Origin of the sequence: Stenotrophomonas cyclobalanopsidis, assembly GCF_008710035.1 — a bacterium.
Lineage (GTDB): Bacteria > Pseudomonadota > Gammaproteobacteria > Xanthomonadales > Xanthomonadaceae > Stenotrophomonas > Stenotrophomonas cyclobalanopsidis.
In genome coordinates this window covers 26,029-39,128 of sequence record NZ_VYKI01000019.1, presented here as the reverse complement: position 1 = coordinate 39,128, position 13,100 = coordinate 26,029, and the positions used below count along the sequence as shown (strand labels likewise).

Genomic DNA, 13,100 nt, shown 5'->3' with positions numbered 1-13,100 from the left:
CGCTGCGGCCATCGTCCGCCCGCGCCGGCCGCGACCATGGCCGGCCGTCCGTGAGCCGGAAGCCTGCTGATGTCTGAAACCCATCCGTCCGCCGAAACCCCCGCGCCGGAGGCCGGCGGCAGCACCGTCGACCTGGCCGTCGCCCAGGGCGGTGCCTACGAAGTCCTGCGCCGCCGCCTCAGCGAGCAGGGCCAGCGCCTGCAGGCCCTGGCCGAGACCCTCAACCGCCAGCGCCTGGCCGAATTCGGTGACAGCCGGCTGGAGGTGATCGGCCGCTTCCGCATCCGCAGCGAGAACAACTGCGTTGGCCGGGACATCGTCCAGGTCGGGCCTGACCGCCTGCTGTTCGGCTACAACGTCTACATCGGGCTCAAGACCCATACCCGCATCGAGGATGTGTTCGGCCTGTACCGGCTGGTGCAGGGCAAGGACGGCTACGATGTGGCCGCGCTGGAGCTGAAGGGCAGCTTCCTCGACCAGCCCGGCTTCGTGCACGACTTCAACGAGCTGTACGCCTACTACAAGCATGCGCGCCTGCTGCAGCTGATCGTGGTCGGCGACAAGCTGCTGGCCTCGTTCCAGATCGGCGAGCGCAGCAGCGACGTGCGCGTGTTCCGCTGGGCGCTGTCGCGCGAAGGCGAGCTGACCTATCTCGATGCGCGCGGCGAACGCGATATCGCCCTGCCGCCGCCGTTCGACTTCGAATGGACCAAGGCCACCCGCGACCTCGCGGTCAACGGCCGCCATTCGCACCTGAACATCCTCGACACCCTGTTCGTGGAGACCACCGGTGGCGACCTGACCATCAAGGTCGAGAACAACACCGAGACCGGGCAGGGCATCTACAGCGAACCGGTGGAGGACAGCACGCAGTCGCTGGACGACGCCCAGTTCGAGTTCGCCCGTGTCGGCTCGCTGCTGCTGCTGAAGGTGCTGCCGTACCGCGAGACCGTCTGGCGCGGGCTGATCTACAACACGCTCACCGGCGACATCGTGCGCAACGACGCCATCGTCCAGGCCTGCGTGCAGCTGCCCGAAGACCATGGCGTCATCTTCCCCGGTGGCTATTACCTGCAGGGCGGCGAGCACAAGGCCTTCGATGCCTCGATGGCCGGCATGCAGTTCAAGCGCAGCATCCGTTCGCCCAATGGCGAGGACGTGCTGTACATCTTCTACGAGCGCGAAGGCGGGCGCTCGGCGCTGTTCGTCTACAACACCATCCAGCGCGTGCTGCAGAACCCGGTGTTCGGCCACGGCTATGCGTTCATGCAGGATGGGCGCATGGTGCTGTTCCATGCCGAGGGCACCGAGCCCACGCGCATCCACCCGATGCAGGTCTGGCAGACGCCGTTCAGCAGCGACGAGTTCGCCGCGAGTCGTCCGCCCGGCAACACCTTCATGGGTCGCATCGGCAATGCCGAGCTGGTGCGCGGCATCTCCAACCTGTTCAACCTGGCCCGCGAGATCGACGGCCAGGATGTCTCGGTGCAGCGCTACCAGCGCCTGGTGGCCGACACCCGCCGCCTGTTCGACGCCCACCACTGGCTGGGCGACGAGGCCTGCGACGGCGCCGAGGCGCTGCTGCGGCAGATCAGCGCCACCGGCGAATCGGTGCTGGACGAATACGAGAAGGTCCAGTCCATCCGCGAGCAGTCGGCGCAGGCGATGGTCGAGGCGGAGGCCAGCTTCAAGGCCCTGCTGGGCCGGCTGCAGCCGCAGAACTGGAACGAGATACAGGCCTTCGTCGAGGCACTGAACGAGATCACCGCGCTGCGCGGGCGCCTGCTGACCATCCGCGAGCTGCGTTACATCGACACCGCGCGCATCGAAGCGATGGCCGCCGAACTGGTGCAGGCGCAGGACCGCGTCGGCGCCGCCACCGGCGAATTCCTCGCCGGCGATGCCGCGCTGGCGCCGCTGGGCAGCCGCCTGCAGGTGCTGGACGAAGCCGCCCAGCAGGCAGCCAGTGCGCGCCAGCTGGACGAGCAGCTGGACGGCATGCGTGGCATGGCCGGCGATCTGGACATGCTGTCCGAACTGATGGCCGGGCTGAAGGTGGACGATGCCACCGCGCGTACCCGCGTGGTCGAATCGATTTCCGCGCTGTACGGCCGCCTGAACCAATCGCGCACGCGTGCCGAGCAGCGACGCCGCACCCTCGGTTCGGCCGAGGCCGTGGCCCAGTTCGCCGCGCAGTTCGCCCTGTTCTCGCAGTCCATCACCAGTGCGCTGGCGATGGCCAGCGACCCGGAAAAGGCCGACGAGCAGCTGTCGCGCCTGCTGGTGCAGCTGGAAGAGCTGGAAAGCCAGTTCGGCGAGCACGAGCAGTTCCTCGGCGACATCCTCAGCAAGCGCGAGGAGCTGGTCGAGGCCTTCGAGACGCACAAGCAGGCTCTGCTGGATGACCGCCAGCGCAAGGCGCGTTCGGTGCTCGACGCGGCCAACCGCATTCTCGATGGCCTGGCCAAGCGCACCGAGCGCTTCGCCACGGCCGATGAACTCAACGCGTTCTTCGCCGGCGATCCGCTGATCCTCAAGCTGCGCGAACTGGCCGAGCGCCTGCGCACGCTGCGTGACAACGTCAAGGCCGATGACATCGAGGCGCGCCTGAAGGGCGTGCGCGACCAAGCGGTGCGTCAGCTGCGCGACCGCAGTGATCTGTACGAGGCCGGTGGCAACGTGGTCCGGCTCGGTCCGCGCCATCGTTTCAGCGTCAACACGCAGGCGCTGGACCTGACCTTGTTGCCGCGTGGCGACACGCTGGCCATCCACCTCACCGGCACCGATTTCCTGGAAACCCTGCACGATCCGCAACTGGATGCGCTTAAGCCGTTCTGGCCGGTGACCCTGGATTCGGAATCCGATGCGATCTACCGCGGCGAGTACCTGGCCGGCAGCCTGCTGCTGGCCGCGCAGGCCGGCCGCGACGGCCTGGATCTGGCCCAGCTGCAGCAGGACGTCGCCAGCCCCGAGGCGCTGGACCAGCGCGTGCGCACGTTCGCCGCACCGCGTTACCGCGAAGGCTACGAACGTGGCATCCACGACCATGACGCCGCGCTGATCCTGCGCGCGCTGCTGCCGTTGCAGCAGTCGGCCGGCGCGCTGCGGCATGAACCGCGCGTGCGCGCACTGGCCCTGCTGTTCTGGGCCGCGCAGCAGCGCGAGGACGCGGTGAAGCAGTGGCCCAGCCGCCAGGCGGGTGCGGAGACCATCGCCCGTCTGTTCGGCTCCGACGAAGGACGCAGCGCCCTGCGCACGGAAATGGCGGCAGCCATCGCCGCGTTCGCGCAGGCCGAAGCCCTGCCGTTCGACGATGAGGCTGCCGAGGCGGGGGCCGCCTATCTGGGCGAAGAACTGATCAACGGCGAGCCGGTGTTCAGCACCAGCAAGCATGCACAGGCGCTGCTGGATGCGCTGGCCCAGCAGCTGGAACAGGCCGGGCAGCGCGAGGCGCTGGAACGCGCCCTGCAGCGTGCACAGGAGCCGCTGGCCGCGCGCTGGGCGCTGGCCGGGCAATGGCTGCGCGCACTGGCCGGTCTGCCGGCCCAGGCCGCACATGCCGGCTATGCCGACGAGGCCGCGGCGCTGCTGCTGGTGCAGCGCCAGCTGCGCACGCGCGGCAGCGACGCACCGCTGCGGGTCGACGTGGCGGGCCTGCTGGGCGAACACCCGCGCATCCACGGCGGCACGCTGTCGCTGTCACTGGATGATTTCCTGGCACGCCTGCAGCACCACCTGAAGCGCTTCGTGCCCGATTTCCATGCCTACCAGGCGGTACGCCAGGGCATCATCAACCGCGAGCGGCAGACCCTGCGCCTGTCCGAATTCAAGGCACGGCCGCTGTCCTCGTTCGTGCGCAACAAGCTCATCAACGATGTCTACCTGGGCGTGATCGGCGACAACCTGGCCAAGCAGATGGGCACGGTGGGCGAGAACAAGCGCAGCGACCTGATGGGCCTGCTGATGATGATCTCGCCGCCGGGCTACGGTAAGACCACGCTGATGGAATACGTGGCGCACCGGCTCGGCCTGGTCTTCATGAAGATCAACGGCCCGGCGCTGGGCCACGAGGTGCGCTCGCTGGATCCGGAACAGGCGCCCGACGCGACCTCGCGGCAGGAGCTGGAAAAGCTCAACCTGGCCCTGGAGATGGGCAACAACACCATGCTGTATGTCGATGACATCCAGCACACCCATCCGGAGTTCCTGCAGAAATTCATCTCGCTCTGCGACGGTACCCGCCGTATCGAAGGCGTCTGGCGCGGAAAGACACGTACCTACGACATGCGCGGCAAGAAGTTCTGCGTGGTCATGGCCGGCAACCCGTACACCGAGTCGGGCGAGGTGTTCAAGATTCCGGACATGCTGGCCAACCGTGCCGACATCTACAACCTCGGCGACGTGCTGGGCGGCATGGAGGCGGCGTTCACCCTCAGCTACATCGAAAACAGCCTGACCTCCAACCCGGTGCTGGCACCGCTGGCCACCCGTGACATGGCCGACCTGTACCTGCTGGTCGACCGTGCGATGGGCAAGGACGTGTCGACCAACGGGCTCAGCCACGCCTACAGCGGCGCGGAGGTCAACGAGATCACCGCCACCCTGCAGCGCATGCTGCGCGTGCGCGACGTGGTCTACCGGGTCAACCAGCAGTACATCGCCAGCGCCGCGCAGGATGACCGCTACCGCACCGAGCCGCCGTTCCGCCTGCAGGGCAGCTACCGCAACATGAACAAGCTGGCCGAGAAGATCTCGCCGGTGATGAACGAGGACGAGTTGCAGCAGCTGATTTCCGACCACTACCTGGGCGAAGCGCAGCTGCTGACCACCGGTGCCGAAGAGAACCTGCTGAAGCTGGGCGAGCTGCGTGGCGTGCTGGATGAGGCACAGGTGCAGCGCTGGGCGCAGATCAAGCGTGATTTCCTGCGCAACAAGGCCATGGGTGCCGACGACAGTGATGTCGGTGGGCGCGTGGTCGCGCAGCTGGCCGATATCGCCAGTGCCCTGCAGCTGCCGCCGGCCGCGCCGGTGCTGGCCGCGGATCCGGCGCCGTGGCCGGCACTGCTGGACGCGCTGCAGCGCCTGGCCGACGTGCGCCCGGCAGAACGTGCACCGTCAGAGCCTGCACCGTCAGAGCCTGCACCCGCGGCGGCAACGGAGCCGGTGCAGACCGCTGCGTCCAGCGCACCGGCCACGCCGCTGGCTGATGACCTGCAGGCCGGGCTGGCGCCACTGGTGCAGCTTCTGGTCGCTTCGCAGGCACGGCAGGAACAGGTGTCGCAGACCCTGGCCGCATTCGCCGCGTGGGCCCGGCAGCAGGTCGAGGGCGCGGCCGGCAGCAACGCTGCGGCGGTGCGCCGTCCGCGCGTGCGCCGCGCCAGCACGCCGGAGGAACGCGCACTGGATGAGGCGCTGATGCGCCACTTCTATGGCGAGTCGTTGCCCGCCGATGCCACTGACGGCACACCGATGCCGCCGCCGCTGCCGTGACCGACGCAGCGCCCCTGCCAACGCCGCAACGGCTGGACACGGCCGATGTCGCGCGCGTGGGCGAGTACGGCGCGCCGTTGCTGCAGGCGCTGGCCGCACGCGAAGCTGCGCTGCCGGCGACGGCTGGCGACGGCCTGGTGGCGGCGCTGGCGCGCATCGCGCTGGCCCTGCAGTCGGCCGATCCGGCCCGCCTGCGTCGGCAGGAAAGCTGGTGGGGCCGCCTGCTCGGCCGCGATGTCGAGCGCGAAGCCGAGGGCCGCGGGCTGCAGTCGCAGCTCGGCGTGCTTGCCCTGCAGGCACGCGAGCAGGCCCAGCAGCTGCAGCAGCACATGGACCTGCGGGCTGCCGCGATCAGCGCCGCAGGGCAGGCCGCCGAGGCACTGGACGCCTGGGCGGATGCCGGCGCCGCGTGGCGCCCTACGCTGGACGGCGCTGGCCAGGACGCGCTGGCGCCGCGCCTTGACCACCTGCAGCGACTGGCGGCACTGCGCCGCATTGAAGCCGGCCAATGGCAGCTGCTGCAGGAACAGGACGCGGTGCTGCTGCAGCGCTTCGCCCGCATCCATGATGTCCTGCTGCCGGCCTGGCGGCAGGCCGCACTGGCCGCGCAGGCCGCCACCGGCGCGGTCCGCGCCGGGCAGGCGGCCACGCTGCACGCACAGATCGATGACGAGGTCGCGGCGGCTCAGGCTAGACTGCGCTGAGCCGGCCGCCGCTGCCGCTAACCCACCTGCAAGGAGACTGCCCGATGACCCAGGACAGCCAGCACCCCGGCACCCTCGTGCCCACCCCGGCCACCCCTTCCGCACTGGACGAGGGCGCGCTGCAGGCCCTGGGCCTGGTCCGCGAGGATCTTCCCCGCATCGCCGAGATCCGCAAGGAGCTGGACGACCTGCGCCCGGGCAACCTGCAGGTGTTCGGCCGCGAAGCCGCGTCGCGCACCGCCGCGTTTTCCAGCCAGCTGCTGGACCAGGTGCGCAACCGCGACCTCGATACCAGCGGCGACAAGCTCGGCGAAGTGGTGCGCATCGCGCGCAGCTTGAAACTGGATGGCTTCGCCCAGCGTTCCAAGGTGCCGGTCATCGGTGGCCTGATCGATCGCCTGCGCGTGTCCAAGGGCGAGCTGGTGCAGAAATTCAGCGATACCAATGCGCAGATCGAGCAGCTGCTGGGCGATGTTGGCGTGCAGCAGGCGCTGATGGGCAAGCGCGTGGGCGAGTTCGACCGCATGCACGAGATCGTGCGTGAGGAGCGCCACGCGCTGGGCCTGTATGCCGCCGCCGGCAAGCAGCGCCTGGCTGAACTGCAGGCCGAGCAGCTGGCGGGGCAGGGCAGTGATGACCCGCAGCAGCGCATCCGCCAGAGCGAGGTCGACAATGCGATCCGCCTGATCGAAAAGCGCGTGTCCGACCTGCAGTTGATGCAGCACGCCGCCGACCAGTCGCTGCCGATGATCCGCCTGATCCAGGCCAATGCGCTGCAGCTGATCGAGAAGTTCAACACGGTGCGCGAGATCACCATCCCGTCGTGGAAGCGCCAGTTCGCCATCCAGCTCTCGCTGGGCGAGCAGAAGGCAGCGGCGGAACTGTCCACCGCCATCGACGATGCCACCAACGAGATGATGCGCCGCAATGCCGATCTGCTGCGCCAGGCCTCGGTGGATACCGCGCGCAGCAACCAGCGCGGCGTGATCGACGTGGCCACGCTGCGCCACGTCCACGACCAGCTGATCGCCACGGTCGAGGAAGTGCGCAGCATCCATCGCGAGGGAATGCAGCAGCGGCAGCAGGCCGAAGTCGAGCTGTCGCGCCTGCGCGAGGACCTGCAGCAACGGCTCGCCGCACCCACCGCCCCCTGATTGACCCGGCGGATGCTCCCCGGGTGAAGGCGAGGTGATTGCTGAATGTGACCGATGTCTTGGTTTGATGTGCCTCTGAACCCGTCATCGCCGAGTCGACATCGACACAACATCTGATCAATGACAATGCGCCCAGCCGGACCATGGCCGGGCGCTTTGCTGTGCGCGCCCGCCGTCGATGGAATCCTGCAGATACGTTCAATCTTTCCAACGAGGACGCAACGGATATGCCCCATTTCTCTTCCCGCCGCACGCGCATGACCGGCCTCGCGATCATTCCGGGCCTGCTGCTTGCCTTGGGCGCTTGTGCGGCAGGTGATTCATCGAGTCCGGCCGCACCGGCCGCTGCGCCCGCTGCCACCGCACCGCCTGCCATGGCTGCCTCCGCACCGGCGGCAACGACGCCGACCGCTGCGGCCGGTGACGGTCTGGCTGCACTGATCCAATCCAGTGGCGTGACGTGCACCGACGCCAGCGCGGGCCGCGGCTGCACCGCCGGCGATGTCGACAGCGGTGATTTCTACGATGTGGAACTGTCGCCGGGCTGTGGCGACCAGGGCTTCTTCGCCGGCGTCGCTGATGCCAAGGGCGCGGAAACCCTGGACACGGTGCCGACCACCGGCAGCAAGGCCGCGGCCACCGCGCGCTTGTCGAAGGGGCAGCTGGTGTGCGTCCAGGGCATCGGCCGCGCGGGGCAGAACCCGATGTTCTATTACGTCGTTGCCGTTCCCGCGGCGACGGTCGACAAGTGCAAGGGCAACGCGTTGTGTGACACCTACGGCGACCGTCCGATCACTGGCCTGGCCAGCAGTGGCGAAGCCTGCCACGCGGCAGCGCCGGGACAGTATGCCGGCAACTGCGCACGCGGCTGGGTCAGCGCCGACGTGCTCGACGTGTTCTCCAACGGAATGTAAGCACCGCCAACGCAGCGGCCCAATCAACCATCGGCAAAGGAACAGCTCATGTCGGACCCCAAGATCACCCGCCTGGTCAGCAGCGTCGGCACGACGCGTACGCTGGAAATGGATGATGGCAGCATCATCGAACGCTCCGGCGGCAGCGTCTCATGGCGCAACAACAATCCAGGCAATCTCAAGTTCGAGTTCGCGGGCAGCGCGGACAAGACCGTCACCAATACCCGTACCCGCGAACAGGCACTGGAATCTGCACAGGGGCGCTATGACGGCGTCGTCGGCCTGGACCAGTGGGGCAATGCCGTATTCGAAAGCTATGAAGCAGGGCGCGTAGCAAAGATCCAGCTGCTCGAACGTCGGTTCGGCGACAAGACCGTCGAGGAGATGCTGCCGAGCTATTCCAAGGCCGATTACAGCGGCAGCACCCATCACAGGGAACAGGCCGCGGCCATCTATGCCGAGGGTGATCGCAACGGTGTCGATCTGCGCTCGAAGAAGGTGGGCGAGATGAGCGTGCGCGAGCGCGAAGTCCTGGCCGATGGCATCCGCCGTTTCGAAGGATGGAACCCCGGCGAGGTCACGACGCAGCAGGCGCCGACGCGCACCCAGGCGGCGGCACCCGTGCAGACCCAGACGCCGTCACAGGCTCCGACCGCCACTGCGACGGCACCTTCCGCGGCCGCGGCCGCCACCGGTAGTGCCGCCGTCTACAACGAGGCCTACCAGCACTTCATGGCGTCGGGCCGGCAGTACGAGTATGGCCGCCCGGATCACCCGCGTCCGGGCCGCGACAGCAGCCGGCTGGAGCGCGACCTCGATGGTGACGGGCGCCTCGGCGTGGACTGCTCCGCCTTCGTCTGGCGCGGTCTGAAAAACGCCGGCTATGACGTGCGCGGCGAGAACGCTGCTGCCTTCACCACGTCCACGCTGTTCAACGGCGCCAACACCACGGCGTACGCACGCGAGCACTTCGACGTGACGTCGGCGGCCGAAGCGCGCAAGCCGAACGGCTCGTTGAAGCAGGGCGACATCCTGATGTTCTCTTCGTCGCAGGGCCAGCACGTCGGCATCTTCAAGGGCTACGACGCGCAGGGCAACATCCAGTTCATCGGTTCGCAGGGCAGCACGGGTCCGGCCGAAGTGACCATCCGCCCGGGCGGCTACTGGGATGGAGGCAGCACGCGGATCGTCGGCGCACTGACACCGAAGCCCGAATTCCAAGTGCGCGCGCCGTTGCATGGCGGTGCCGAGCCCGCACCCGCGCGCACGGCCGCACAGCCGGCACCCGCGGCGGCGGCACCGGCGGTGTCGGCTGATCTGCTCAAGCACGGCCAGCGCGGCACCGATGTGCAGGCGCTGCAGCACAGTCTCAACCAGCTGGGTGTGCGCGATGGCAACGGCAATCGCCTGGCCGAGGACGGCCGCTTCGGCGATCACACCCGCGAGGCGGTGATCGCCTTCCAGAAGCAGCAGGGCCTCGCCGCCGACGGCATCGTCGGCCGCCATACGCGCACCGCGCTGGCGGCCGAACAGACCCCGCGCCATGAGGCGCCGGCCGTGGCAGCGAAGGGGCCATCGCTCAACGATGCCTCGCACCCGGACAACGCGCTGCACAACGCGGTCCGCGGCAAGCTGCCCAGCATGATCTCCGAGGACGCCGCGGCCCACATCACCCAGCAGGCCAAGCAGAACGGCATCGACTCGCCGGAAAAACTGCAGAGCATCACCCTGCAGGACGGGAAGGCCTTCGTGATGGGGACGACGCCGGGCTTCCGCGCTGCGGTGGACCTGAATCAGCCGCCGCCGTCGCTGGAACAGACCAGTGCGAAGCTGCTGGATGACCAGCCGCGCCAGCAGCAGGTGCAGGACGAACAGCAGAAGATCGCGGTCGGCGCACGCTGAGTCCGGGCCCTGACGATGCCGGCCGCGCTGGCGGTCGGCATTACCCGCCGCGTAGTCGTGCCGTGGCCCAGTCGGCCAACGCGTCCACGCGCGGGTCGGCCGGGCCATCCGGCCGCGCCAGCACCCAGAAACCGCCGGTCGCGGCGAAGCCCCACGGTGCGACCAGTCGCCCCGCGGCCAGGTCCTCGGCCACCAGCGGCTCCGGCGCGATCGCCGGCCCCAGTCCGGCAACGGCCGCTTCCAGCAGGTAGTACAGGTGCTCGAAGCCGGTGCCGAGCTGCAACCGCGCCGGGTCCAGCCCGTGCGCCTGCGCCCATGCCGGCCACGCCTGCGGGCGTGAGCTGGTGTGCAGCAGCGTCTCCTGCAGCAGCGCGTCCGGCGGTACATGGCGCAGGCGCTGCGCGGCCGGATGCGAGGGCGCCACCACCACGCCCACCCGTTCCGGTGCCAGCTCGCGCACCTGCCAGCCCCGCGGCCACGGCCCCTGTGCCAGCAGCAGCACCGCATCCAGCGCCGCCTGTGCTTCGGTGAAGGCGCCATCCAGCGCCGACCACTGCAGGTTCACCCCCGGCAGGGCCGCCTGCAGCGCGGGCAGGCGGGGAATCATCCAGCGCGCCAGCACGCTGCCGCTGCAGCCGAGCACCAGAGCAGGGGAACGCGCCGGCTGGCGCAGTTCGCGCACGCAGTCTTCGATGCCGGCGAAGGCCTCGCCGCAGGCCGCGTGCAGGCGCTGCCCGGCCTCGGTCAGGCGCAGCCCGCGGCCGGCGCGCTGGAACAGCGGCAACCCCAGATGGTCCTCCAGCAGCTTCAGCTGCCGGCTCACCGCACCGTGGGTCACGTGCAGGGCCTGGGCGGCGCGGCCCACGCCCCCCAGGCGGGCGGTGGCCTCGAAGGCGCGCAGGGCGTTGAGCGGGGGCAGCAGGGAGGTGCTCATGTGAGATTTCCTGACGATATACGCCAGATAATATCGATATTCCGGTCAGGATCCGTGCGCTAGAGTATCAATCTGTCTCGAACCAGCGGTCGCTTCCATGTCTGCCTCCCCCATTGCCGACTACCACGCCTTCCCGGACGCCCAGGGCCACTTCGGCCGCTACGGCGGCAGTTTCGTCGCCGAAACCCTGGTCGGCCCGCTGCAGGAACTGGCCCAGGCCTATGACCAGGCCCGCCAGGACCCGGCGTTCCAGCTGGCCTACGACAAGGACCTGGCCCATTACGTCGGCCGGCCGAGCCCGATCTATCACGCCCAGCGCCTGAGCGACCATGTCGGCGGTGCGCAGATCCTGCTCAAGCGCGAGGACCTGAACCACACCGGCGCGCACAAGATCAACAACACCATCGGCCAGGCCCTGCTGGCCGCGCGGATGGGCAAGAAGCGCATCATCGCGGAGACCGGTGCGGGCCAGCACGGCGTGGCCAGTGCCACCGTCGCCGCGCGCCTGGGGCTGGAATGCGTGGTCTACATGGGCGCCACCGACATCGAGCGGCAGAAGATCAACGTCTACCGGATGAAGCTGCTGGGCGCGACGGTGGTGCCGGTCACCTCCGGCTCGGCCACCCTGAAGGACGCGCTCAACGAAGCGATGCGCGACTGGGTGACCAACGTGCAGGACACCTTCTACATCATCGGCACCGTGGCCGGCCCGGACCCGTACCCGCGCATGGTGCGTGACTTCAACGCCATCGTCGGCCGCGAAGCGCGCGAGCAGATGCTGGCCGAGTACGGCCGCCTGCCCGATGCGATCACCGCCTGCGTCGGCGGTGGCAGCAATGCCATCGGCCTGTTCCATGCCTTCCTCAACGACCGTGAGGTCGAGATATTCGGCGCCGAAGCGGCCGGCGACGGCATCCACACCGGTCGCCACGCCGCGTCGATTGCCGCCGGCCGCCCCGGCGTGCTGCACGGCAACCGCACCTACGTGCTGTGCGATGACGATGGCCAGATCATCGAGACCCACTCGGTGTCGGCCGGCCTGGACTACCCCGGCGTCGGTCCGGAACACGCCTTCCTGTCCGACAGCGGCCGTGCCACCTACCTCGGCATCACCGATGAGGAGGCGCTGCAGGCCTTCCACCTGCTGGCGCATGTCGAGGGCATCCTGCCGGCGCTGGAATCCAGCCACGCGCTGGCCCAGGCCATCAAGCTGGCGCGTGAGCGCCCGCGCGACCAGATGGTGCTGTGCAACCTGTCCGGCCGTGGTGACAAGGACGTGCACACCATCGCCGCGCGCGAAGGCCTGGTGCTGTGAACTACGTGCTGCGCCACGGTGGCGCGCTGGTGCTGGCGGTCGGTCTGGGCGGCTGCACGCCCCCGGATCCGCCGGTGCTGGCACCCGCGCCGGCGTCGCCCGCAGCCATCGCTCCGGCCCGCCAGCCGGCCAGCAATGATGATGACGCCGCGCATCGCCCGATCGAGGATGCGCCGGCGGCTACCCGCGCCGACAGCGTCGAGGACGAGACCGCCCCGGCAGTCGTGTCGGTGGCGCTGGACCATGCCGGCGACGTGCTGATCGGCCAGCCCTTCAGCGAACTGCAGGGCGAGGCGCAGTGGCACTCGGCCGGGCTGGGCGAGGCCACCGCCGGGCGCTGTGAGTATTACGAGCGCGGCACGCTGCCCGAAGGCGTGGCGATGATGGTGCAGGAGGGCGACGTGGTGCGCTTTGACCTGGCCCCCATCGACGACTCGGGCCAGGTGGTGGTGCAGCTCGGGCCGTTCGGCCTGCGCCTGGACATGCCGCGTGCGCAGGCCCAGCAGCTGTTGCCCCGGGGCGCCGTCGCGCGTCCTTATGGCGAAGATGCCGAGGCCGGCGAGACCCTGCTCTGGCAGGACCCCGGTTCCGACCTGGCGATCCGCGTGGAGATCGTCGACGGCACCGTTTCCCGAATGTACTGGGGCGCCAGCGGCGCCGTTGACCTGATCGAAGGATGTACCTGAC

Annotated in this window: 8 protein-coding genes; 7 read left to right on the top strand and 1 reads right to left on the bottom strand. The window is 69.1% G+C overall.

What is annotated here, in order from left to right; all coding sequences use genetic code 11:
- The first annotated feature begins 69 nt into the window (after positions 1–69).
- The 5 genes from FJU31_RS14175 (at position 70) to FJU31_RS14155 (ending at position 10,164) form a co-directional block, all read left to right on the top strand.
- Positions 70–5,490, top strand: coding sequence for a DNA repair ATPase (locus FJU31_RS14175; protein WP_150455321.1), 5,421 nt, complete (start codon positions 70–72; stop codon positions 5,488–5,490).
- Positions 5,487–6,194: a hypothetical protein gene (locus FJU31_RS14170; RefSeq protein WP_150455320.1), complete on the top strand. Its 708-nt coding sequence runs from the start codon at positions 5,487–5,489 to the stop codon at positions 6,192–6,194. Before FJU31_RS14175 ends, FJU31_RS14170 begins: the two co-directional genes overlap by 4 nt.
- 44 nt (positions 6,195–6,238) lie before the next feature.
- On the top strand, positions 6,239–7,348 hold the full coding sequence (locus FJU31_RS14165; RefSeq protein WP_150455319.1) for a toxic anion resistance protein: 1,110 nt from the start codon (positions 6,239–6,241) through the stop codon (positions 7,346–7,348).
- A 227-nt stretch (positions 7,349–7,575) separates the two neighbouring features.
- Positions 7,576–8,262: a hypothetical protein gene (locus FJU31_RS14160; RefSeq protein WP_188115508.1), complete on the top strand. Its 687-nt coding sequence runs from the start codon at positions 7,576–7,578 to the stop codon at positions 8,260–8,262.
- 48 nt (positions 8,263–8,310) lie between these two features.
- Positions 8,311–10,164, top strand: coding sequence for a C40 family peptidase (locus tag FJU31_RS14155; protein WP_150455318.1), 1,854 nt, complete (start codon positions 8,311–8,313; stop codon positions 10,162–10,164).
- A 40-nt stretch (positions 10,165–10,204) separates the two neighbouring features.
- On the opposite strand, the gene FJU31_RS14150 is transcribed toward FJU31_RS14155, so the two are convergent.
- Positions 10,205–11,098, bottom strand: a complete 894-nt coding sequence (locus tag FJU31_RS14150) for a LysR family transcriptional regulator (RefSeq protein ID WP_150455317.1) — start codon at positions 11,096–11,098, stop codon at positions 10,205–10,207.
- 97 nt (positions 11,099–11,195) lie between these two features.
- Between FJU31_RS14150 and trpB the strand changes: the two genes are divergently transcribed.
- Positions 11,196–12,413 (top strand): tryptophan synthase subunit beta, encoded by a 1,218-nt coding sequence (gene trpB, locus FJU31_RS14145; RefSeq protein WP_150455316.1) that lies wholly within the window; start codon positions 11,196–11,198, stop codon positions 12,411–12,413.
- Entirely contained in the window at positions 12,410–13,099 is a 690-nt protein-coding gene (locus FJU31_RS14140) for a hypothetical protein (RefSeq protein ID WP_150455315.1), read from the top strand. Before trpB ends, FJU31_RS14140 begins: the two co-directional genes overlap by 4 nt.
- The last annotated feature ends 1 nt before the right edge of the window (position 13,100 follow it).